This window comes from Streptomyces sp. NPDC093149 (assembly GCF_044754145.1).
Lineage (GTDB): Bacteria > Actinomycetota > Actinomycetes > Streptomycetales > Streptomycetaceae > Streptomyces.
Genome location: NZ_JBIVON010000006.1, coordinates 460318 through 481925, shown reverse-complemented (window position 1 = coordinate 481925; position 21608 = coordinate 460318). Strand labels below are relative to the sequence as shown.

Sequence of the window (21608 nt, the reverse complement as noted above, 5' to 3'; positions counted from 1 at the left end):
AGCCAGTCGGTCCGTCCGTTCCCGACCTGCTGGGATGCCGTGCCGTGAACTCTTGGCTGCCGTTTTGTCGAACGGGCGTTTAGGGGCGTACCGGATCAAGGGGGGAATCGGCCCTCTTCCGGCTCGGGGGCCGGTCCGCCTCGGCGCAGAATGAAGGCATGAGTGCATTGTTGCGACGTAGGACGAAGAAGCCCGCGGACCGGGTGGTGACCCTGGTGGGGAAGCCCGGATGTCACCTCTGTGACGACGCGAGGGCGGTGGTGCGGGAGGTCTGCGAGGAGACCGGCGCGGCCTGGGAGGAGAAGGACATCACCCAGGACGAGAAGCTGCACCGGGAGTACTGGGAGCAGATCCCGGTCGTCCTGATTGATAACGAACAGCACACGTTCTGGCGGGTGGACCCGGCGAGGCTGCGCAGCGCACTGCTTTCCTGAGCGAACCCGGCTACCATCATGGGCGTTTTGAGTGGTCTCGGGGGAGTGGTTGTGAGGAGTGTGTACCGCTTTGCCCCCTTCGGGCCTGCAACGGGTTGATGCGATCCTTGGTTCCGGGATCGCACGACGAATGTGCGTGACCCCGGTCACTTTGACCGGACAAAACGGACACTATCTTTGTGCACGTGTTCACAAAGACATAGCCTGCATTCGACGGGGCGGCCTTGTGACGCATGGCCGCCTGCAGCCCCGCTCATCCCGCAGGAGCACCGTGGCAACTGGCCGAACTCACCGACCGGCGACCCGTAGCCGAGGAATTCCCGAGGCCACCGTCGCCCGGCTTCCGCTGTATCTACGCGCACTGACCGCGCTCTCCGAGCGCTCGGTCCCCACGGTCTCGTCCGAGGAGCTCGCCGCGGCGGCGGGAGTCAACTCTGCCAAGCTGCGCAAGGATTTCAGCTACCTGGGGTCCTACGGGACGCGCGGTGTCGGGTACGACGTCGAGTATCTCGTCTACCAGATCTCCCGCGAGCTCGGGCTCACCCAGGACTGGCCGGTCGTGATCGTCGGCATCGGTAACCTCGGCGCCGCGCTCGCCAACTACGGCGGCTTCGCCTCCCGCGGTTTCCGCGTCGCCGCGCTGATCGACGCCGACCCCGCGATGGCCGGAACGCCCGTCGCCGGGATCCCCGTGCAGCACGCCGACGATCTGGAGAGGATCGTCAGCGACAACGGCGTGTCGATCGGTGTCATCTCGACCCCGGCCGGTGCCGCGCAGCAGGTCTGCGACCGGCTCGTCGCCGCGGGCGTCACCTCCATCCTGAACTTCGCGCCGACGGTGCTCTCCGTGCCCGAGGGCGTGGACGTCCGCAAGGTCGACCTCTCCATCGAGCTTCAGATCCTCGCCTTCCACGAGCAGCGCAAGGCCGGTGACGACACAGTCGAGAGCACTCCGGATCCGGCCGCACCGCCCGTGCGCGCGGCCACCGGCAATCGGAAGGGACCCGACGGGGACATGCCCGCCGTGATGCCGGCATGAGTCTTCTTGTCGTAGGGCTGAGCCACCGCAGCGCTCCCGTCTCCGTACTGGAGCGGGCGTCGCTGGCTGCCGAGACGCAGGCCAAGCTGCTCCAGGACACCCTCGCCGCGGAGCCCGCGGTCGAGGCCGCCGTGCTGGCCACCTGCAACCGCATCGAGCTGTACGCCGACGTGGACAAGTTCCACGCGGGCGTCGCCGAGCTGTCCACGCTCCTCGCCCAGCACAGCGGCGTCGGGCTCGACGAGCTCACTCCCTATCTCTATGTGCACTACGAGGACCGGGCCGTCCACCACCTCTTCTCGGTGGCCTGCGGACTGGACTCGATGGTCGTCGGCGAGGGCCAGATCCTCGGCCAGATCAAGGACGCGCTGGCGCTGGGGCAGGAGCTCCACACCGCCGGCCGGCTGCTGAACGATCTGTTCCAGCAGGCCCTGCGGGTCGGCAAGCGCGCCCACAGCGAGACCGGGATCGACCGGGCCGGGCAGTCGCTCGTCACCTTCGGCCTCGAACAGCTCGCGGCCGGTGCGGACGTCACCGGCTGGGCCCGGGGCAAGCGTGCCCTGGTGATCGGGGCCGGCTCGATGTCCTCGCTGGCCGCCGCCACCCTGGCCCGTGCCGGCGTCACCGAGATCGTCGTCGCCAACCGGACCCGGGCCCGCGCCGACCGGCTGGTCGAGATCCTGCACCAGCCCGGCGGTACGGGAGTGGCCGCCCGCGCCGTGGAGATGGCCGCGGTCACCCGCGAACTGACACGTGCCGACGTCGTCGTCTCGTGCACCGGGGCGACGGGTCTCGTGCTGACCGCCGAGGCCGTCGCCGGCGCGCTCGGCCTGGCCTTCGACCCCGCGTCCGAGGCGCCCGCCGCGTCCGTCCCCGCGCCGCCCGCCGACCCCGACCGGCATGCCGCCTGGCTGGAGAACGGCGCCGCGGGCACGGTGCGCCAGGCCGTGCGTCGGGCCACGGTGCCCGCCCAGGGTGCCGGTCCCGTCCGCCTCGCCCTGCTCGACCTCGCCATGCCGCGCGACATCGACGGTGCCACGGCCCGTCTCGACGGTGTGCGCCTCGTCGACATCGAGTCGCTCGCCGAGGCGTCGGCGGACGCCCCGATGGCCGCCGATGTGGACCAGGTGCGCACCATCGTCGCCGACGAGGTCGCCGCCTTCGGCGCCGCGCAGCGTGCCGCCCACATCACCCCGACCGTCGTCGCCCTGCGCACGATGGCCGCCGGAGTGGTCGCGGGCGAGATCGCGAGGCTCGACGGGCGCCTCCCCGACCTGGACGAGAAGCAGCGCGCCGAGATCTCGCAGACCGTGCGCCGCGTCGTCGACAAGCTCCTGCACGCGCCCACCGTGCGGGTCAAGCAGCTCGCCAGCGAGCCCGGCGGCGCCGGGTACGCCGATGCGCTGCGGGAACTCTTCGACCTCGACCCGCAGACGGTCGCCGCCGTCTCCCGGGCAGACCTGAACGACCCGAATCGAGGGCGGTCATGACCGACAACTCACCCCTGGGCGAGGGGACCACCGAGCCGCTGAGGCTGGGCACCCGGCGCAGCAAGCTCGCCATGGCGCAGTCCGGCCTCGTCGCCGACGCGGTCAGCGAGGTGACCGGGCGGGCCGTCGAGCTCGTGGAGGTCACCACGTACGGCGACATCTCCCGGGAGCACCTCGCGCAGATCGGCGGCACCGGCGTGTTCGTCGCGGCGCTGCGCGAGGCGCTGCTGCGCGGCGACGTGGACTTCGCCGTCCACTCGCTCAAGGACCTGCCGACCGCCCAGCCCGAGGGCCTCGTGCTGGCCGCCGTACCGGTGCGCGAGGACCCGCGCGACGTACTGGTGGCCCGGGACGGGCTGACCTTCGAGCAGCTGCCGTCCGGTGCCCGTGTCGGTACCGGCTCGCCGCGCCGCATGGCGCAGCTCAACGCGTACGCCCGTAGCCACGGCCTCGACATCGAGACCGTGCCGATCCGGGGGAACGTCGATACGCGTATCGGATTTGTCCGAAGCGGGGAGCTGGACGCGGTGGTACTCGCCGCGGCCGGTCTCAGCCGCCTCGGCCGGACCGGTGAGGTGACCGATTTCCTGTCGGTCGACACCGTCCTGCCCGCTCCCGGCCAGGGAGCACTGGCGATCGAATGCGCTGCGACCAGCGCCGACCTCGCCGCCGCGCTCGCCGAGCTCGACGACCCGTACACCCGGGCCGCCGTGACCGCCGAGCGTGCCCTGCTCGCCGCCCTGGAGGCCGGTTGCTCCGCACCTGTGGGTGCGCTGGCCGACCTCCTGGTCGACGGACAGGCTGTCAACGAACTGCGCCTGCGCGGTGTCGTCGGTTCCACCGACGGTTCCTCGCTGGTACAGATGTCCACCACCGGTCCCGTCCCCACGTCGCACGACGACGCGGCGGCCCTCGGTCGCGAACTCGCGGCCGAGATGCTCGCCAAGGGTGCGGCCGGTCTTATGGGGGAGCGAGCACTTTGAGCCCCACCGGCCCCGCCGCATCCGACTTTCCGGCCCTGTCCGCCCAAGGGCACGTCACCTTCCTCGGCGCCGGTCCCGGCGACCCGGGACTGCTGACCCTGCGCGCTGTCGAGGCGCTCGCGAGCGCGGACGTCCTTGTCGCCGAGCCGGAGGTTCTCGGCGTTGTTCGCTGCCATGCGCGGGCAGGGGTGAGCACGCCTGAGCTGGCGATTGTTGACGCGCAGTCAGCAGCCGCCGGTGTTCCCGTTCTCAGGGATGCGGTCAATCTTGTCATGGAGGCAGCGAAGGGCGGCAGGCGGGTCGTCCGTGCCGTCTCGGGCGACCCCGGGCTGGACGGGAACGCCGGGGCCGAGATGCTCGCCTGCGCCACCGCCGGCATCCCCTTCGAGGTCGTGCCGGGCGTGGCCAACGTCGTGGGTGTGCCCGCGTACGCCGGTGTGCCGCTGCGTGACGCGCAGGGTGCCGACGTCCGGTTCGTCGACGCCCGTACCGCCTCGGACCGCTGCTGGACCGAGGTCGGCGCGAGCGATGCCACGGCCGTCGTCTCGACGACGCTCGACTCGGTGGCCTCGGCCGCCGGTGAGCTGGTCTCGGCCGGCCGCAAGCCCGACACCCCGCTGACGGTGACGGTGGCCGGTACGACCACCCGCCAGCGCACCTGGACGGCGACCCTCGGGACGATCGCCCAGGTCCTGAAGCAGGCGAAGGTCCTTCCGTCGCCGGACGGGCACCAGCCCGTCATAGCCGTGGTCGGTGAGCACAGCTCCGCCGCCCAGCGCGACCAGCTCGCGTGGTTCGAGTCCAAGCCGCTGTTCGGCTGGAAGGTACTCGTCCCGCGCACCAAGGAGCAGGCGGCGTCGCTCTCCGACCAGCTTCGTTCGTACGGTGCCGTGCCGCACGAGGTCCCGACGATCGCCGTCGAGCCGCCCCGTACGCCCCAGCAGATGGAGCGTGCGGTCAAGGGTCTGGTCACGGGCCGTTACGAGTGGATCGCCTTCACCAGCGTCAATGCCGTGAAGGCCGTCCGGGAGAAGTTCGAGGAGTACGGGCTCGACGCCCGTGCCTTCGCCGGGATCAAGGTCGCGGCCGTCGGTGAGCAGACCGCCGCCGCGCTCGTCGACTTCGGTGTGAAGCCGGATCTGGTGCCGTCCGGTGAGCAGTCCGCCGCCGGTCTGCTGGAGGACTGGCCGCCGTACGACCCGGTCTTCGACCCGATCGACCGCGTCTTCCTGCCGCGCGCCGACATCGCCACCGAGACACTGGTGGCCGGGCTCATCGAGCTGGGCTGGGAGGTCGACGACGTCACCGCCTACCGCACGGTCCGTGCCTCGCCGCCGCCTGCCGACACGCGTGAGGCCATCAAGGGCGGCGGTTTCGACGCGGTGCTCTTCACCTCGTCGTCGACCGTACGGAACCTCGTCGGCATCGCGGGCAAGCCGCACAACGTGACGGTCATCGCGTGCATCGGCCCGGCGACGGCGAAGACCGCCGAGGAGCACGGTCTGCGCGTGGACGTCCTCTCCCCGGAGCCTTCGGTGCACAAGCTGGCCGAGGCCCTCGCCGAGTTCGGTGAGCGGCGCCGGGAGGCGGCGAAGGAGGCCGGTGATCCGGTGACGCGGCCGAGCGAGCGGCGTCCGGGGGCGCGGCGGCGCCGTACGACGACCTGACGGGTCGCAGTGGCTGTGCGGGGCCCGGTCGCTTCCTGGTGGAGCGGCCGGGCCCCGCGGCGTGCCCGGCGTACGGACGAGGAGCGCGTGGGCGGCCCGTACGTCGGCCGGCGCCGTGGTGCCGGCGGGCGGGCTTTTCCCGGCACGGGTGTCGGTAAGAAGGTGATGTGTACGGGTCTAGTCTCGAAGCATGACTGTGTACGGAAACTTCCCCGGTTCCCGCCCCCGGCGGCTGCGGACGACCCCGGCGATGCGGCGCATGGTCGCCGAGACACGGCTCGACCCGGCGAACCTGATCCTGCCCGCGTTCGTACGCGAGGGCATCGGCGCGCCCGTCGCCATCTCGACCATGCCCGGTGTCCAGCAGCACACCCTGGACACTCTGCGGAAGGCCGCCGTCGAGGCGGTGTCGGCCGGGGTTTCCGGGATCATGCTCTTCGGCGTTCCCCTGGACGAGAAGAAGGACGCCCGGGGCACGGCGGGCACGGACCCGGAGGGCATCCTCCAGGCCGGTCTGCGCGCGGTGCGCGAGGAGGTCGGTGACGACCTCGTCGTCATGTCGGACCTGTGCCTGGACGAGTACACCGACCACGGCCACTGCGGCGTCCTGACCGAGGACGGTCACGTCGACAACGACGCGACGCTGGAGCGGTACGCGGAGATGGCCCAGGTCCAGGCCGACGCGGGCGCTCATGTGGTCGGCCCCAGCGGCATGATGGACGGCCAGGTCGGTGTCATCCGTGACGCGCTCGACCAGACGGGCCACGAGGACGTCTCGATCCTCGCCTACACGGTCAAGTACTCCTCGGTGTTCTTCGGGCCGTTCCGCGAGGCCGTGGGCTCGTCGCTCAAGGGCGACCGCAAGACGTATCAGCAGGACCCGGCGAACGCCCGTGAGTCCCTGCGCGAGCTGGCGCTCGACCTCGAAGAGGGCGCCGACATGGTGATGGTCAAGCCGGCCGGACCGTACCTCGACATCCTCGCCAAGGTCGCCGACTCGGTGGACGTGCCGGTCGCCGCGTACCAGATCAGTGGCGAGTACGCGATGATCGAGGCCGCCGCGGAGAAGGGCTGGATCGACCGGGAGGCGGCGATCATGGAGAGCCTGACCGGGATCCGGCGGGCCGGTGCGCAGATGATCCTGACGTACTGGGCGACGGAGGTCGCGCAGCGGCTGGGTCGGCGCTGAGCGGAGGCGAAGCAGGCGTCGGGCGCCGGCCGTTCCCGTCCCTGCCGACGGTCTTCCCTGGTTCATCGCCGGTCTTCCGTGCTCCACCGCCGGTCGTTCTCGGCATCGGCGTCCTCCTCCGAGCGATCGCCGGCCTGAGTGATCGCTGCCGGTCCGGTGAGTCCCCGTCTGTCCCGATGCAGGGACGGACGGGGACTCTTTTTTGGTGCAAGCTCTTGACGGTCATCCGATGTATTTATAGCTTGCGGCGCGGTAATCCCCGTACAACTCGCAGAAGTTGGGCATAGACATTGGATGCCTGGCTTTCATGGAAGCCGACACGACGTGACCGTCGATGAGGAGTGCCCGTGCGCACTGTCCCAGGTTCGAGTTCCAGCCGGCCGACTCCGCCCCCGGTGCTGACCGCGCTCGTGGCAGCCGCGACGGGGTTCGGGCTGGCCGTCCTGCCCGCCGTCCCCGCCTCCGCCCATGACAAGAGCGCGAAACCCGTCGTCCTCCATGTGTCGGCCACCGGCAGCGACCGTGCCGACGGCTCGGCCGCCCGGCCGTTCCGGACGCTGGAGCGGGCCCGGAAGGCCGTCCGCACGGCGTTGCACAAAGAGGCGGCGCGGCGAAGACCGGTCGACGTCGTGGTGCACGGTGGCACGTACCGGCTGCGGTCCGCCCTGAAGTTCACCACGGCCGACTCCGGTACGGCCGGGGCTCCGGTCCGGTACCTCGCGGCGCCCGGTGAGCGCGTCGTCATCAGCGGCGGCCGTTCGCTCGCGCCGCGTTGGAGCTCCTTCTCCGGTTCGATCAAGGTCGCGGACATCGGAGCCGGCCTCGACTTCGACGGGCTCTTCGTCGACGGGCAGCGGCAGACGCTCGCCCGCTACCCGAACTACGACCCGGACACGGCGATCCTCGGCGGGTACGCGCCGGACGCCATCTCCCCCGAGCGCGTTGCCCGTTGGAAGAACCCGACGACGGCACTCGTCCGCGGTCTGCACGACGGGATGTGGGGCGGGAACTCCTTCAAGGTCACGGGTGTGAAGGCGGACGGCACGCCCGAGCTGGCCTGGGTCGGCGACAACAACCGGGGCAGCGGGCTGCACGCCACGTACCGCATGGTCGAGAACGTCTTCGAGGAGCTCGACGCGCCCGGCGAGTGGTTCTACGACAAGCCCGCCGGGAAGCTGTACTTCTATCCCCCGGCCGGGGTCGACCCCGCACGGGCGCGCGTCGAGACGGCCGAGCAGAACGAGCTGATCCGGGTGGAGGGCAACGGGCCGGGCGACGCCGTCCGCGACCTGACCTTCTCCGGATTCACCTTCACCCGGACCCACCGCACCCTGTTCGACCAGCCGTACGAGAAGCTCCAGCTCGGCGACTGGGCCCTGGCCCGGGTGGCCGCCGTCCATCTGAAGAACACCGAGAACGTCTCCGTACGCGACTCACGCTTCGACCAACTCGGCGGCAACGCCCTCCTGATCGACGGATACAACAGCCACGACATCGTCTCGGGCAACGAGTTCAGCCACTCGGGGGCCTCCGACGTCGCGGTCATCGGCAACCCGGACGCGGTCCGCGAGCCGTCCACCTGGGACAGCATGCGCAGGACCATCAGCGACACCCGGCCCGGACCGAAGAGCGAGAACTACCCGCGCGACATCACCATCCGCGACAACCACCTGCACGACAACGGGCAGTTCGAGAAGCAGACCTCCGGTGTGCAGATATCGATGAGCCGCCGCGTCACCGTCGACGGCAACACCATCCACGACGGTCCCCGCGCCTGCGTCGACATCAACGACGGCACCTGGGGAGGCCACCTCATCGAGAACAACGACATCTTCAACTGCGTCAAAGAGACGTCCGACCACGGCCCCTTCAACTCCTGGGGCCGGGACCGCTTCTGGCCACTGTCCGCCGACGACGCCACGAAGAAGTCGTACGCGAAGCTGGACGCGATGGAGACCACCGTCATCCGGCACAACCGGATCAGGCACTCCTCGCACTGGGACATCGACCTCGACGACGGCAGCTCGAACTACCTCATCGAGGACAACCTGCTGCTCAACGGCGGGGTCAAGCTGCGCGAAGGCTTCCACCGGACCGTACGCAACAACGTCTTCGTCAACGGCGGCGCGCACTTCCACGTCTGGTTCGCGGACAGCGGCGACACCGTCGAGAAGAACGTCTTCGTCACCGACACCCCCTACAGCCTGATCCAGGTCGACATGGCCAGGAGCAGGCCCGTCATCAACGACAACCTGTTCTGGAACGACGGCAAGGCCGTCCAGGGCCTCGGCGACGCCTGGCGGGCGAACGGGCTGGACACCCGTTCGGTGATCGCCGACCCGAAGTTCACCGGCACCTCCCCGTTCGCCGATCCGGCCAAGCTCGACTACACCGTCCGGTCCGACTCGCCCGCCCTGGCCCTCGGCTTCCACAACATCGCGATGGGCGGCTTCGGCAAGGCCGGATCCCCCACCCCGCCGCCGCTCACCTGGCCCACGGAGACTCCCGACACCGACACCCTCGACGCCCTTCCGGAACCGCTGCTGGGCGTGCCGGTCACCCGGATCTACTCCGACGCGATCAAGTCCGCCACGGGACTGACCGACACCAACGGTCTGCACCTCTCCTCCGTGCCGAGCACCTCGGAGGCGTACCGGCAGGGGCTGCGCGCCAATGACGTCATCCGGGAGATCGACGGCCGGCCGGTCACCGACCGCGACAGCTTCTGGCTCGTGTACAACCGGACCGCTCCCGGCGCCGATGTCGTGCTGAAGGTCTGGCGCAATCAGGCGTCCGTCGAGGTGGCCCTGCGCAAGCCCACCGAGGTCCAGCAGATCAACAACACCTCCGGCGTCGTCTACACCGGCACCGGCTGGGACTGGAAGAACAGGTACCGGGGCGGCGCGGGCGGCTGGGTCGACGACGTGCACGCCACCCAGAACAAAGGGGACTCCTTCGAGCTCGCCTTCAACGGGACCGCGATCGATCTCCTCACCCAGGTCAACACCGACGAGGGCGAGGTCGAGCTCTTCATCGACGGCCGGTCCGTGGGCACGATCGACAACCACAACGCCACGCGCGTGCACCAGAAGGCCGTCTTCAGCGCGGCCGGGCTCGCTCCCGGCGTGCACACCCTCAAGGGCGTGATGAAGACGGGCGACTACATGATCGTCGACAGTTTCAGGATCCAGTAGCGGGCGCCGTCGTGGTCCGGGTTCGGGGCCGGGGGCATGCCGACGTTCCTCTCGGGGGTGTTGGGCCGGGGCCACAGACGTTACGTGGGCCTGTGCACGTGTGCGTCGAACGCGGTGCCGGGGTCCGGCACTCGATACCCGGGCCTCGGGCCCCGGGTTTCGAGACCCGGGCCCATCGGTTCACTCGTGCGGGGGACGAGGCGGGGCGCGGAGTGGTCGCGGAGGGCGGTTGAGCTTCGGGATCCGTGCATCGGGATTCGAGTGTCGGGGTTCGAGCTCCGGGATTCGAGCGCCTTCCTCAACCGGTGGGTGGGAATGGGTGGTTGGGACAACCTTCCCCACCTCCCCGACCCCGTCACGGCCAGCAAGTATGACTAATCGTGACAGCTTGCGACGCGCCGACACGGTTGCTTACGGTGCGCACAACGAAACGACCCCGGCACGGTGTTAGCGCACCGGGCCGGGGTCTCACCTCCAAGATCGAAAAGAGCGACGATCCTGTGGCTACCCGGAACCTTAGCCCGGCCCTGCGAGGGTCCGCATCCTCGCCCGCCTACCCGATGGCCAACCCCGGCTACGGCAAGCGTTCCGCGCCGGACCAACAACCCCGCCGCTCGGATGACTTCGCGCTGCTGCCCGAGCGGGAGCGGTATGTCGCCGGGTTCGTCGACCATCTGCCCGACGGCGCGGCGATGAATGTGAAGGCCCTGGCCAAGCAACTGCCGCTGTACGGGCAGCAGGCCGTCGGCAGCGCCCTGACCGCCCTGGCGGTGGCCGGTCATCTGCGCCGTGTGCGTCGCCCGGTGGGCGAGGGCGACCAGGTCCGCTGGGTCTTCCGCACGTTCTGGTCCCGTACCGCGCGGGACAACGAATGGTGGAACGCCTATCTGGACGCGGAGGACAATCGGGCCGGGGCCGACGACAACCGGGCCGGGGCCGACGCCGGGGCCGGGGCGGGGGTTGCGGTCGGGGTCGGATTTGCTGCGGGGGTCGGTGCCGGGGTCGGGGTCGGTGCCGGGGTGGTCGGTGCGGGCGTGGGTGCCGGGATCGTGCCAGGGGCCGGGACCGGAGCGGTGGCCGAACCGCCGGTGGGTACGTACCCGCAGTCCTGGGCGCCCAGCGGGCCCTCGGTCCCGGTGCCCCTGAATGCTGCCGATGCGCCGCCCCGGGCCGCCGACGTCGACGCCGCTGCCGAATCCGCTGCCGACGCCGCGTTCGCCGGGGCCGTCGCGCCCGGCGCGAGGCCGGACGCGGGACACCCCTCGCCCGCGTACCTGGCCCTGGCCCAACTCGGGCGTAAGGACCACCGGTTGGCGCTGTCCGCCGCCGACTGTGCGGCGCTGGAGGGGCGTGCCGCCGAATGGCTCGCACGCGGCGTGAGCACGGACTACCTCGCCCAGGCCCTCTCCGCCGGACTTCCCGCCCGGGTCGAATCACCCGTCGGGTTCCTGCGGCGTCGGCTCAACGACAAGATCCCGCCCGCTCTGCCCGCAGCCCAAGAAGTTCCCGCAGCACCGGTCCGTCGCATGATGGTGGAATGCACCCGGTGCGGCACCCCCGGCCGCCCCGACGCGCTCCCCGACGGCCTCTGCCGCCCGTGCCGCCGGGCCGTCGACGGCACGGCCGTCGGCCAGGACGCCACCACCGGTCCCGCCATCGCGTCCGACGCCCGTGACCGTGACGTCCGTGCCCATGTGAGCGGACTCCGCGACCTGCTCAAGGCCCCCTGACGCCGCAGGAAGCCCGGGGGCCGCTCGGGCGGCGCTTCTCGGGCCGCTCAAGGCCAGTCGACCAGGGACATGAACACCACCCATGCGAGAACCACCGTGCCGGGGGCGAGTACGGCGAGCGCGGCACCGGCCGGCGGTCTGCGCCGGTTGAGAGCCCAACTCGCGACCAGCACGATCAGGGCCAGGACCAGGCCGCAGCAGAGCACCGTCCATGCGGTGCCGAAGCCGGCGTCGAACCGGTCGGAGTCGGCCTCTGAGCAGGAGTCGCAGGCCATCGGCGCGAGCCCGCCGAAGACCAGGACGACGAACGCGAGCGGAAGCGTCACGACCGTGGAGATCAGCGAGGCGATCCAGGTGTGCCGAGGGCGACTGTCCATGACGTTGTCGGGCATGCGTGCGATTCAACCCGGCGCTCGAATACGGCACATGAGTCGCCGTACTCATCCGCCGGGCGCGGGAGCGCGAGGCATCGTACGGGGGTCCGCCCTGCGTCGGGACAAGGCGATGCGCAGGGCCTGCGACTCGTCCCCCTCGGTGCCGTGCGCCAGGAGACAGCCGGGCACGGCCCCGTAGTGGCTGCCTGCCGTCCCCCTTGACCGCTTGTGCGGCAGATCACGGTGACCGGTGGGCGTGACGCTCCCTACGATGCGTGACAGATGCAGCTATCCCATGTGTACCTGTATCCCATGTGCACCTGACCTGCCCAAGGAGACGGATCCTGTGACCGCAGGCGTCATCACGCGCGAGAGCTACTACGAGCGAACGGGCGAGCACCACTACAAACCCACGGCTCACGCAGGGGGTGCATGGAACACCGACGAACAGCACTTCAGCCCGCTCGCGGGGCTCGTCGTGCACGCTGTCGAGCGGCACCTCGCGACGCGGCCGGGGAAGTTCGTACTGGCGAGGATCAGCTACGACATCCTCGGCCGGATCGCCCTCGACGAGTGCGAGATCACCGTCGACACCGTTCGTCCCGGCCGGACCATCGAACTCCTCGAAGCGACCGTGGTCATCGGCGGCCGTCCGGTCGTGCGTGCCCGTGCCTGGCTGCTGACGGTCCTGGACACCGAGGCCGTCGCCGACAGCCCCCACGAGCGGCTTCCCGCCCCTGAGGAGTGCACCGCCTGGGCCATGGACGAGGAATGGAACGGAGGTTATGTCTCGTCCATCGACGTCCGTCGAATGCCTCCGACCCGCAAGGGGCGGACGGCTGCCTGGGTGTCCTCGCCCGTCGACCTGGTCGGGGGCGAGCCGAGCAGTGCCCTTGCCTCGTACATCGCACTCGTGGACACCGCGAACGGCATCGCCGTCCAGCAGGACCCCACCGCGTGGATGTTCCCGAACCTCGACCTGACGATCCACCTGCACCGGCAACCGGAAGGGCCGTGGACCGGGCTGGACACCACCGTTTCCTTCGGCCCGTCGGGGCAGGGGCTCACCAGCAGCGTCCTCCACGACCTCCGCGGTCCCGTCGGCCACGCCGAACAGATTCTCACCGTCCGTCCACTGGAAGGTGACTGAGCCGCGAGGGTGTCCGCTCGCCGTCCGTCACGGCGTACGGGGCCGCCGGAGGCACCGGTCGGTACGGGGTGCCGGGCGGCAGGGGAGCGCGGGTGAGGGGGCCGTCCGTGCCGGTTTTCTTCGGGGTCAGAGAGGTGCCAGCCGCACCCTGCCCGTGAACCGGCCACCCACTCGGTCGGCGAGCCAGCGGACACGGGCGGCCTGTTCACCGTTCCGGTCTCGAACGTGGCGGCAGATGGCCTGCTCGCGCCCTGTCCGCGTGTGGCGTCACTGCCGCTTCGAGCGGTCGCCACCGGGACTCGTCCGATAGTCAGTCGTCAGCGCCGGGAAGGCTCTACCGTCCTCGCTTGTGACTGAACTCTCCTCGTACCGACGTGCGACAACCGATGCCTACGATGCCGTCGCCGTGCTCTATGCCGGACTCGCCCGCGATGACCTCGACACCATTCCGCTGGATCGCGCGGTGCTCGCCGCGTTCGCCGAGACCGTGCGGGCCGCCGGTCCCGGGCCCGTCGCCGAGCTGGGATGCGGCCCTGGGCCTGTCACCGCACACCTGCGGGATCTGGGGCTGGATGTCTTCGGCGTCGACCTGTCGCCCGTGATGATCGATCTCGCCCGCGAGGCATACCCGGACCTGCGCTTCGAGGTGGGTTCCATGGACGCCCTGGACCTGGCCGACGGCCGGCTGCAGGGCATCGTGTCCTGGTATTCGGTCATTCACACCCCGCCGCAGGATGTGCCCCCGTACTTCGCCGAGTTCCGTCGGGTACTCGCGCCCGACGGGACTCTTCTGCTCGCCTTCTTCGAGTCGGAAGGCGAGCCGGTCACGGCGTTCGACCATAAGGTCACGACGGCCTACCGATGGCCGATCGACGACCTCGCGGAGCTGGCCGGTGAGGCCGGCTTCACGGAGGTCGGCCGGATGCTGCGTGAGCCGTGCGAGGGGGAACGGTTCCGCCGGGGACATCTGCTGATGCGCGCAGGGAAGTGACTCGGGTTGTCGCGTGTCGCCATCGACGGCACGCGACAGCCCGGACTCTGCCGGTGATCCCGCCATCGCCCACAACGACCGTGGCCGGCAGGCAGGTTCTGCCGCCCGGGGCCGGGTCGCCGCTGAGGACGGCGTCCGGCACGGCGGCCAGCACGCCTTGCTCCAGCCGCTTCAGTGGAGTTCGTCGGCGAAGGCGAACATGCCGGCCGCGACAAGGCCACCGTCGCGCGGGAACCACGCACGTCGTCGCCGCCGACCCGTTCGGCTGAGCCGGTGAACCTCTCCGGCCACAGCACTAGCCGCACTCGGATTCGTCGTGGATGGTCAATGCTCCGGCGAGGTCGAGGTCGGCGACACTGCCGTGTGCCCCGGCCCGGACGAGCAGCACTGCGCCGAGCGCGGTGCTCCAGAACGTCCTGACCTCCACGTCGAGCGGTCGGCGGGCCCGCCAGCCGCGATCGTCGATGAGCTGGCTCACGAAGCGCTCGGATTGCCGGAACAGCAACTGGAGGTGCCGGTCGACCACGGGGGCGAGTTCGGGCTTGGAGATCCCGGCGGCGAGTGCTCGCGCGACCGATGGGAGCGAGGGCATGGCCAGTACGGCGCGGGCGATGTTGCGCCGAAATGCCGCCGCATCGAGGGCTTGGCGACCGAGGCGCTCGATCCGTCGGGCGTCGTGCAGCAAGCCGAGAAAGGCGGCGTGCACGAGCAGCGAGTCCTTGGAGCCGAAGTAGTAGGTGACCTGATTGGGGAAGACGCCTGCCGCGTTCGCGATCTCGGCGACACTCACCTCGGCTCCGGGCCGCTCCTTGCAGAGCCGTGCAGTCGCCTCGATCAGCCGGAGCCTCGTCGCGCGACCGCGGTCACGCGACCGAGCCGACGTTGATCGAGCTTCGGTTCGCCTCTTCTCCACATCTGAATTGTATGTGATACAACAAGGCTTGTTCGCTTGTATCGCATACAAGAAAGGTTGAAGTGCATGCACCGGACTGAAGTCGTCGTGACCGGACTCGGCGCGATCACACCACTCGGTGGAGACGTGGAGTCCACCTGGAAAGCCCTGCTCGCCGGCGAGTCGGGCATCCGCGGCGGCGCCCTGCGCGGCCACGAGGATGTCGGCCTTCCCGACACCGCCGCAGGGACGATGGCGATCGACCCCGCCGAGTCGCTGCTGCCGGCGCAGGCCAGGCGGTTCGACCGCTCGCAGCAGGCAGCCCTCACCGCGGCGGCCGAAGCCTGGGCCGATGCCGGTGCCCCGCAGGTGGACCCGGACCGGCTCGCATCAGCGATCGGCACGGGCATCGGGGGCGTACGGACGCTGCTGAAGGAGGACGACGTACTGGAGGCGGCCGGGACGCGGCGCGTCTCGCCACGCACGGTACCGATGCTCATGCCCAATGCGGCGGCGGCGCTGATCAGTATCGAATACGGCGCACGGGCCGGGTCCTACACGCCTGTCTCGGCGTGCTCTTCCGGTGCCGAGGCGATCGCCCTGGGGGCCAGGCTCATCCGTGCCGGCGAGGCGGACGTGGTCATCGCGGGCGGGACCGAGGCCGCGATCACCCCGATCACCGTCGCCGGCTTCGTCCAGGCACAGGCACTGTCGCGGTACACCGCCGAACCCGCTTCAGCGTCCCGGCCGTTCGCCGCGGACCGCAGCGGATTCGTCCTCAGTGAAGGCGCCGCTGTCGTGGTGCTCGAAAGCGCCGAGCATGCCGGCGCCCGGGGCGCGCACGTCCACGCGGTGCTCGCGGGAGCCGGCATCGCCGCCGACGCTCACCACATCACGGCACCCGCTCCCGACGGCGCCGGTCAGGTCTCCGCCATGCGGAAGGCCCTTGCGCAAGCCGGTTTGGCTCCCGAGCAGATCAGCCACATCAACGCCCACGCCACCGGAACTCCTGTCGGCGACGTCGCCGAGGCACACGCGATCGGGGAGGTCTTCGGCCGCGCCACCGTGACAGCCCCCAAGGCGGCACTCGGCCATCTCTTCGGCGCGGCTGGTGCGATCGAGGCGCTCATCGCCGTCCTCAGTGTGAAGCACGGCGTCATCCCGCCGACCCGCAACCTCACCGCGGCAGGCGTCGGGCCCGACATCGATCTCGATGTCGTCGCAGAGCGACGAGACGTGCCCCAGGAGGCCGTGCTCAGCAATTCCTTCGGCTTCGGCGGACAGAACGTCTCACTCATCGTCACCGGCGCACGGCACCACGCGTCCCGTACGGCCTCGACGAGGCCATGACCCACGCGAAGACATCTCCGATGCGCCGCATCCGACGCCGCGCGCTGCTCCACCCGGGATCACGGGACACCCCTTTAGTCCCACCAGAACGACCAGGTCTCCTTTTTCAGCACCATCTTCTCGGCGTAGCCGTCGAGGTCGTACGGCCGGCTCTGGTTGATGACGTTGTCCGGGCAGAACGCGATGTGCTCGGCGGCGAGCGCCCGTGCCTCCGCCAGGGTGGTGGGCGGCCGTCCCACCGAGACGGTCAGGGTGTTGAAGCCGATCACGACGATCCGTATCCCGAAGCGGTCCTCCCAGGAGCGCAGGACCGCGCAGATCCGGGCCACGTCGTCCTCGTAGCTCTCCGGGCCGGACCAGCCGATCGCCGCCGGGATGTCCGCACTGCGCCGGGCCGGGACGAGCGCCGCCCGCGTACCCGGGTACCAGCCGTCCGGGCCGGTGCACTCGTCCGCTATCGCGGCCGCCAGATCGTCCGGCTTGTCGGGCCCGTCGGCAGCCGGGGAGGGGGCCAGCCCCGGCCACTCGTCGGCGTAGACATCGAGCTCGTCGGGTGAGCAGTCCGCCCAGTACTCACCGAGCACCTCCTCGGCGTCGTGGTCACCGGGGTACGACGCACTGTCCGGCATGAGATCCCAGTCCTCGGGCCACCAGTCGTACCTCCCGCCGTCGATCAGCACGGGGAGCAGCCCGACCGGCCGTCCTGCGGCGCGCATCGCGGCCCATGTCCCGGGGGACGCGGGCGCGTCGGCGTACCAGAGCAGCGGCTCGTGCCACGGCCCGTCGATCGTCGCGTCGACCAGTGCACCGGGCGGGAGTTGGACCCCGGAGGTGGCCAGTGAAGGAAGCGGATTCGGGAGCGTCGCCATGACCGCGACTCTAGACGCGGCCACTGACAGCGGCCGGGGCGCGGGTGGACTCCCGGACGCCCGCGGCCACCCTACGGCCGCTCGTGGGCAGGCCGCAGGGACGGCAGGGCGGTTCGGGCTACGGGGACAGCCCTCAGGGGTGAGCGTGAACGACGACGAACGCGGTGCGTGCCGCAGTGCCGTCGGGCAGCGGCGTGTCGGCGGTGACGTGACCGAGCGCCTGCTCGTCGGTGTCCTGGCCGGGTTGGAGAACGCGGTTGATGTGGATGGCCAGCCGACGTCCGTCGGATGCTGTCTCCACGAGGAGATCCGTGCCGTCCGGGTCGTCGGTCACGGTCGTGGAGGCGAGCGCGGCCTTGATGCCGGTCTCCGCGAACCAACCGGTCACGGACGGGTCGGGGGTGTCGCTCGTGCTCTGCATCTGCGGCTCGGCCTCGCCGACGATCAGCGCGAACAGCTGGGCGACGAGGACCGCGTCACGCGTCCCGTCATACACCCACCGCTGCCCCAGCACCCCATGCTCCGTCGTGCCGATGAGCGCTTCGTCGGCGCCGACGATCGGGGCGCCCCGGTAGCTGAACGGCACGTGGTACGTGACCGGTTGGTCTCCCGAGGAGTCGGTGACCGCCATGAACTCGATGCCGACTTCGCCCTCCGGGTCGTCCAGCCGGAACCCGCCGGCCCTGGCCAGCTCCGGCTGCTGCCCCGCCTTGCCGCGGTACCAGGGCTGCGCGGGCAGCCAGGTGGTGAGCAGTTCCAGCTTGGTGGGCGTCAGCGTGGTGCGGTGGATGACAGCCATGTGGTGGTCTCTCTCTCCCGTGGGCTCAGACGAGACGCCGGTCGGCGGCGAAACCGGCGAAGGCCGTCCAGGTGGTCGGCGCGACGGTGAGGGTGGGGCCGTCGGGGTTCTTGGAGTCGCGGACGTGGACGGCGGCGGGGTGCGCGGCGACCTCGACGCACTGACCGCCCTCGCTGCCGCTGTAGCTCGACTTGCGCCAATCGTAGGCGACTTCGAGGCATTCGCCGCCGTCGCTGCCGCTGTAGCTGGACTTGAACCACTCAAGTGCGGTGCTCATAGCTCTCCTAGCAGCAGGTCCAACAGGTCCCTCGTATCCTCGGTGTTGAGGGCCTGCGTTCGCAGCATCGCATACCTCTGCATGAGGATGCTGATCTCATCCGGGTCAGAGATGAGTTGGCTGCCGCGCTGCGTTTCGGTGTAGGCGATGCGCTGGTAGTCCGGAGTCTCCAGCAGGATGAACGGCCCGTCGAGTCCAGCGTGTGTCTTGCGGCCGAGCGGCAGAACCTGGAGCGTGATGCCTGGCAGGTCGGCGCAGGCGCGAAGATGGCGCAGGGTCTCGCAGTACACCTCCTTGCCTCCGAGGCGGTCGCGAACAACGGCCTCGGAGATGACGAAACTGGTGGTCGGAGGCACTTTGCGGCGCAAGAGTTCCTGACGTTCAAGGCGCTTGTCCACATGCGCGTCGATCTCTTCCTCGCTGAACGTGGGAACTCGGCTGTCGAAGACGGCTCGTGCGTAGTTCTCGGTCTGCAGCAAGCCGGGCAGAACCTGGTTCGCGAAGAAGCACAGAGCCAGTGCCGCCCGCTCCAGATCCATGTATTGCTCTGCCCACGCCGGGATCAGGTCCACCTCCGGCATGTTTCCCACCGCCGTCTCCAGTGCCCCCTTGGTGTCCAGCAACTCGTCCAATCGGTGGGCCAGGTCCGGCAGCAGTGCGCGTCTGCCCTGCTCGATGGAGGCGATCGTCTCGACCTGATGGCCTACCCGGTCCGCCAGTTGGGCCTGGGTCAGCCCGGCCGCGACGCGGAACACGCCGACCAGTTTGCCCACGAGTTTCATTGCCGACGCGTTCTTGCGCTGCCGCTTCCTGGGGTGCATACGGATCGAACTCCCACCTACGTGCGTACGTCACGCGCGCACGACCCGTACAAGAAATCTGTACGGGTGTGCATGCCGCGGCAGCATAGTCACGGAGTGTGATGTCCTGTGCCGTCGAACCTTCAACGGATGCCGCTGAGATTGACCACCGGGCAGCTCGTGTCATCGAAGCTTGATTTCCTCCGGTCGGAGCCTCGTGGCTGAGCGGCCTTGCGCCCCCTGGGAGGATCGGGGGCATGGCGGACTCCCCTATGCAGGTCAATGCCCTCATCGTCGACGCCACCGACCCCGAGCGGCTCGCTGTGTTCTGGTCCGAGTTGCTCGGCAGGCCGGTCGTGGGCCGCATGGGCCCGTATGTATGGCTTCGGCGAGAGAACGGCCTCGGCCTGGGCTTCCAGCAGACCAGCGAACCCGCATCGGGCAAGAACCGCATGCACTTCGACATCACCTCGCCCCACCCCGCAGCCGAGCAGCAGCGGGTGGAGGCGCTCGGTGGGCGCAGACTGGAGCAGTACGACGACGGGGGGTTCCTGGTGATGGCGGACCCTGAGGGCAATGAGTTCTGCATCATCCCTGAGGGCGCATTCGAGCTCGACGACGAGGGACGAGCGAACTACCTCGGCTGAGCGACTGTGGGCCGCAACTCTCGCTGCTGCGTGAGCGGTGCTACCGGCGCGAACGCCGATCGACGGCTGCGGCCCGGGAGTTCGTACGGGAGGCCGTCGCCGTGGAGGCGGCGACCCCACTTCGCGTGGCGGTCACGACCGGGTGCCGGAGCGCTGCGCCACGCGGGTGTACAGCACCTGGCCGAGTGCCAGCACGCTCAGGCCGAACATCAGGACGCCCAGGGGGACATGGAGCGACGGCTTGTGCGCGATGCCCAGCACCACCTGCACCGAGGCGAGTACGAGGAAGCCGGACGCGTACAGGATGGGGCGTGGCGATCTGCCGCCCGGTCGCCATGCCAGGATCGCGGCGATCACGTACAGCATCGATGCGCCGTACATCACGCGCGCCCCGACGCCGTGCAGTACCTCGCCGTGGGACGAGGAGAGCAGCAGTCCGGCGGTGACCGCCTGGAAGAAGATGGCCAAGGTCTGCAGTGCGATCGCGACCTGCAGGAACGTGAAGCCGCGCTGTTCTGCCGCCGTCGTCTGTGTGGCCATGGTGCGGTCCCCTCTTCTGCCTTGCGGCGGTGGATCGGTAGTGTCCCGCTGATCCGACGACGTGGGCCCGCGAAATGTGAGGCGAAGGACCGGTGTCACAGTCCGGTGTGCCGCTTCGTCGCAGCGGCGGGAGCGGAAGCGGACATAGACAACGAGGGAGCGGTCGTGACCATGAGCACCCCGTCCGAGCCGGCGCGTGACCGGTCCGAGCCGGACCCGAGCGTGATCGTCGGCGAGCGGCGTCAGCTGATCAACCTCGCCTATCGGCTGCTCGGTTCGCTGGCCGAGGCCGAGGACGCCGTGCAGGAGACCTACGCCCGCTGGTACGCGATGTCGCGGCGGCAGCAGCAGGCCATCGAGTCGCCCGGTGCCTGGCTGACCACGGTGGCCACCCGCGTCTGCCTGGACCTGCTCGGCTCGGCGCGGGTCCGGCGCGAGCGCTATGTCGGCGCCTGGATACCCGAGCCGCTGCCCGACCGTACGGAGTGGACCGGCGCGCGGGCGGGCGGCGGCGGGGCCGGGCCGGCCGACCCCGCCGACTGGGTCACCTTGGACGAGTCGGTGAACATGGCCTTCCTCGTCGTACTGGAGTCGATGACGCCGGCCGAACGGGTGGCGTTCATCCTGCACGACGTCTTCCGGTACCCCTTCGCCGAGGTCGCCGAGATCGTCGGCCGGACGCCGGCGGCCTGCCGGCAGTTGGCGTCCTCGGCCCGTCGGCGTATTCGCGCCGCGCAGGCTCCGGCCGTTCCGACGGCCGGGCAGGCCGGTCTGGTGCGGCATTTCAAGGAGGCGTGGGAGGCCAGGGACATCGAGGCCCTCGTCGACCTCCTCGACCCCGATGCCACGATGATCGCCGACGGTGGCGGACTGGTCGGCGCCGCCCTCCGCCCGGTCGAGGGCAGCGAGCGCATCGCCCAGTACCTGATCCACATCGCCGGCAAGGCCCCGGGGCTGACGCTCCTGGAACGGACGGTCAATGGTCGCCCCGGCCTGGTCGCCCAGCACGCCGGCGTGACCATGACCGTGGCGGCGTTCAGCCTCACCGGTGGTCGCATCACTCGTATCTGGGCGGTCCGGAACCCGGAGAAACTCAGTCGGTGGACGGAGGCTCCGGCCCGGCACACCACGCCCGCCGGAACGAAGCCGAGCGGCTGATCGAGCGGTTGATGGTCCACCGGGCCGGGGTCACG

The 21608-nt window shown here is 70.1% G+C and carries 20 protein-coding genes; 13 read left to right on the top strand and 7 right to left on the bottom strand.

The features are described from left to right. The first annotated feature begins 158 nt into the window (after window positions 1-158). From ACIQCZ_RS21405 to ACIQCZ_RS21370, 8 genes are all read left to right on the top strand, one after another. Entirely contained in the window at window positions 159-434 is a 276-nt protein-coding gene (locus ACIQCZ_RS21405) for a glutaredoxin family protein (RefSeq protein WP_402284136.1), read from the top strand. A 271-nt stretch (window positions 435-705) separates the two neighbouring features. Then, window positions 706-1473 carry a redox-sensing transcriptional repressor Rex gene (locus tag ACIQCZ_RS21400; protein ID WP_402284133.1) on the top strand — a complete coding sequence of 256 codons (768 nt, stop codon included), beginning with the start codon at window positions 706-708 and terminating at the stop codon, window positions 1471-1473. After that, window positions 1470-2963, top strand: coding sequence for a glutamyl-tRNA reductase (locus tag ACIQCZ_RS21395; protein WP_402284132.1), 1494 nt, complete (start codon window positions 1470-1472; stop codon window positions 2961-2963). Before ACIQCZ_RS21400 ends, ACIQCZ_RS21395 begins: the two co-directional genes overlap by 4 nt. Beyond that, on the top strand, window positions 2960-3946 hold the full coding sequence (gene hemC / locus ACIQCZ_RS21390) for a hydroxymethylbilane synthase (RefSeq protein WP_376272916.1): 987 nt from the start codon (window positions 2960-2962) through the stop codon (window positions 3944-3946). The genes ACIQCZ_RS21395 and hemC overlap by 4 nt, the downstream gene beginning before the upstream one ends. Continuing rightward, window positions 3943-5613 (top strand): uroporphyrinogen-III synthase, encoded by a 1671-nt coding sequence (locus ACIQCZ_RS21385; RefSeq protein ID WP_376272917.1) that lies wholly within the window; start codon window positions 3943-3945, stop codon window positions 5611-5613. The genes hemC and ACIQCZ_RS21385 overlap by 4 nt, the downstream gene beginning before the upstream one ends. A gap of 190 nt (window positions 5614-5803) precedes the next feature. Continuing rightward, window positions 5804-6802 (top strand): porphobilinogen synthase, encoded by a 999-nt coding sequence (gene hemB / locus ACIQCZ_RS21380; RefSeq protein WP_402284130.1) that lies wholly within the window; start codon window positions 5804-5806, stop codon window positions 6800-6802. A 347-nt stretch (window positions 6803-7149) separates the two neighbouring features. Then, window positions 7150-9996: a right-handed parallel beta-helix repeat-containing protein gene (locus ACIQCZ_RS21375; protein WP_402284127.1), complete on the top strand. Its 2847-nt coding sequence runs from the start codon at window positions 7150-7152 to the stop codon at window positions 9994-9996. Window positions 9997-10496: 500 nt separating this feature from the next. Next, window positions 10497-11726 (top strand): MarR family transcriptional regulator, encoded by a 1230-nt coding sequence (locus ACIQCZ_RS21370; RefSeq protein ID WP_402284126.1) that lies wholly within the window; start codon window positions 10497-10499, stop codon window positions 11724-11726. A 47-nt stretch (window positions 11727-11773) separates the two neighbouring features. Here the strand turns inward: ACIQCZ_RS21370 and ACIQCZ_RS21365 are convergent, their stop codons facing one another. Then, on the bottom strand, window positions 11774-12118 hold the full coding sequence (locus ACIQCZ_RS21365; protein ID WP_376219238.1) for a hypothetical protein: 345 nt from the start codon (window positions 12116-12118) through the stop codon (window positions 11774-11776). Window positions 12119-12461: 343 nt separating this feature from the next. On the opposite strand from ACIQCZ_RS21365, the gene ACIQCZ_RS21360 reads away from it, so the two are divergent. Both ACIQCZ_RS21360 and ACIQCZ_RS21355 read left to right on the top strand, forming a co-directional pair. Beyond that, entirely contained in the window at window positions 12462-13250 is a 789-nt protein-coding gene (locus tag ACIQCZ_RS21360) for a thioesterase family protein (protein WP_402284205.1), read from the top strand. 349 nt (window positions 13251-13599) lie between these two features. After that, the gene (locus ACIQCZ_RS21355; RefSeq protein ID WP_402284123.1) at window positions 13600-14241 is read left to right on the top strand and encodes a class I SAM-dependent DNA methyltransferase; all 642 of its coding nucleotides are present in this window, start codon (window positions 13600-13602) and stop codon (window positions 14239-14241) included. Window positions 14242-14536: 295 nt separating this feature from the next. Here the strand turns inward: ACIQCZ_RS21355 and ACIQCZ_RS21350 are convergent, their stop codons facing one another. Further along, window positions 14537-15154 carry a TetR/AcrR family transcriptional regulator C-terminal domain-containing protein gene (locus tag ACIQCZ_RS21350; RefSeq protein ID WP_402284121.1) on the bottom strand — a complete coding sequence of 206 codons (618 nt, stop codon included), beginning with the start codon at window positions 15152-15154 and terminating at the stop codon, window positions 14537-14539. A gap of 66 nt (window positions 15155-15220) precedes the next feature. On the opposite strand from ACIQCZ_RS21350, the gene ACIQCZ_RS21345 reads away from it, so the two are divergent. Further along, window positions 15221-16483, top strand: a complete 1263-nt coding sequence (locus tag ACIQCZ_RS21345) for a beta-ketoacyl-[acyl-carrier-protein] synthase family protein (protein ID WP_402284120.1) — start codon at window positions 15221-15223, stop codon at window positions 16481-16483. Window positions 16484-16557: 74 nt separating this feature from the next. Here the strand turns inward: ACIQCZ_RS21345 and ACIQCZ_RS21340 are convergent, their stop codons facing one another. From ACIQCZ_RS21340 to ACIQCZ_RS21325, 4 genes are all read right to left on the bottom strand, one after another. Next, on the bottom strand, window positions 16558-17352 hold the full coding sequence (locus ACIQCZ_RS21340; RefSeq protein ID WP_376272829.1) for a DUF4253 domain-containing protein: 795 nt from the start codon (window positions 17350-17352) through the stop codon (window positions 16558-16560). A 133-nt stretch (window positions 17353-17485) separates the two neighbouring features. Further along, window positions 17486-18151: a 1,4-alpha-glucan branching protein gene (locus ACIQCZ_RS21335; protein ID WP_402284118.1), complete on the bottom strand. Its 666-nt coding sequence runs from the start codon at window positions 18149-18151 to the stop codon at window positions 17486-17488. A 25-nt stretch (window positions 18152-18176) separates the two neighbouring features. Further along, entirely contained in the window at window positions 18177-18428 is a 252-nt protein-coding gene (locus ACIQCZ_RS21330) for a DUF397 domain-containing protein (protein ID WP_402284117.1), read from the bottom strand. Then, window positions 18425-19249 (bottom strand): Scr1 family TA system antitoxin-like transcriptional regulator, encoded by an 825-nt coding sequence (locus ACIQCZ_RS21325; protein WP_402284115.1) that lies wholly within the window; start codon window positions 19247-19249, stop codon window positions 18425-18427. Before ACIQCZ_RS21325 ends, ACIQCZ_RS21330 begins: the two co-directional genes overlap by 4 nt. A gap of 236 nt (window positions 19250-19485) precedes the next feature. Here ACIQCZ_RS21325 and ACIQCZ_RS21320 point away from each other — a divergent pair, with 236 nt between their 5' ends. After that, a complete protein-coding gene (locus ACIQCZ_RS21320) occupies window positions 19486-19875 on the top strand; it encodes a VOC family protein (RefSeq protein WP_402284112.1) in 390 nt (129 codons plus the stop codon). A 132-nt stretch (window positions 19876-20007) separates the two neighbouring features. On the opposite strand, the gene ACIQCZ_RS21315 is transcribed toward ACIQCZ_RS21320, so the two are convergent. Further along, window positions 20008-20415, bottom strand: a complete 408-nt coding sequence (locus ACIQCZ_RS21315; RefSeq protein WP_402284109.1) for a hypothetical protein — start codon at window positions 20413-20415, stop codon at window positions 20008-20010. A 171-nt stretch (window positions 20416-20586) separates the two neighbouring features. On the opposite strand from ACIQCZ_RS21315, the gene sigJ reads away from it, so the two are divergent. Beyond that, complete coding sequence (gene sigJ, locus ACIQCZ_RS21310) at window positions 20587-21573, top strand: RNA polymerase sigma factor SigJ (protein ID WP_402284106.1); 987 nt, start codon at window positions 20587-20589, stop codon at window positions 21571-21573. Window positions 21574-21608 lie beyond the last annotated feature (35 nt).

What these genes read in the sequence shown, in the direction of transcription:
- ACIQCZ_RS21405 (WP_402284136.1), top strand. Translation starts at nt 159, where the DNA reads ATGAGTGCATTGTTGCGACGTAGGACGAAGAAGCCCGCGGACCGGGTG.
- ACIQCZ_RS21395 (WP_402284132.1), top strand. Translation starts at nt 1,470, where the DNA reads ATGAGTCTTCTTGTCGTAGGGCTGAGCCACCGCAGCGCTCCCGTCTCC.
- hemC (WP_376272916.1), top strand. Translation starts at nt 2,960, where the DNA reads ATGACCGACAACTCACCCCTGGGCGAGGGGACCACCGAGCCGCTGAGG.
- hemB (WP_402284130.1), top strand. Translation starts at nt 5,804, where the DNA reads ATGACTGTGTACGGAAACTTCCCCGGTTCCCGCCCCCGGCGGCTGCGG.
- ACIQCZ_RS21365 (WP_376219238.1), bottom strand. Translation starts at nt 12,118, where the DNA reads ATGCCCGACAACGTCATGGACAGTCGCCCTCGGCACACCTGGATCGCC.
- ACIQCZ_RS21345 (WP_402284120.1), top strand. Translation starts at nt 15,221, where the DNA reads ATGCACCGGACTGAAGTCGTCGTGACCGGACTCGGCGCGATCACACCA.
- ACIQCZ_RS21340 (WP_376272829.1), bottom strand. Translation starts at nt 17,352, where the DNA reads ATGGCGACGCTCCCGAATCCGCTTCCTTCACTGGCCACCTCCGGGGTC.
- ACIQCZ_RS21335 (WP_402284118.1), bottom strand. Translation starts at nt 18,151, where the DNA reads ATGGCTGTCATCCACCGCACCACGCTGACGCCCACCAAGCTGGAACTG.
- ACIQCZ_RS21330 (WP_402284117.1), bottom strand. Translation starts at nt 18,428, where the DNA reads ATGAGCACCGCACTTGAGTGGTTCAAGTCCAGCTACAGCGGCAGCGAC.
- ACIQCZ_RS21325 (WP_402284115.1), bottom strand. Translation starts at nt 19,249, where the DNA reads ATGCACCCCAGGAAGCGGCAGCGCAAGAACGCGTCGGCAATGAAACTC.
- ACIQCZ_RS21320 (WP_402284112.1), top strand. Translation starts at nt 19,486, where the DNA reads ATGGCGGACTCCCCTATGCAGGTCAATGCCCTCATCGTCGACGCCACC.
- ACIQCZ_RS21315 (WP_402284109.1), bottom strand. Translation starts at nt 20,415, where the DNA reads ATGGCCACACAGACGACGGCGGCAGAACAGCGCGGCTTCACGTTCCTG.
- sigJ (WP_402284106.1), top strand. Translation starts at nt 20,587, where the DNA reads ATGAGCACCCCGTCCGAGCCGGCGCGTGACCGGTCCGAGCCGGACCCG.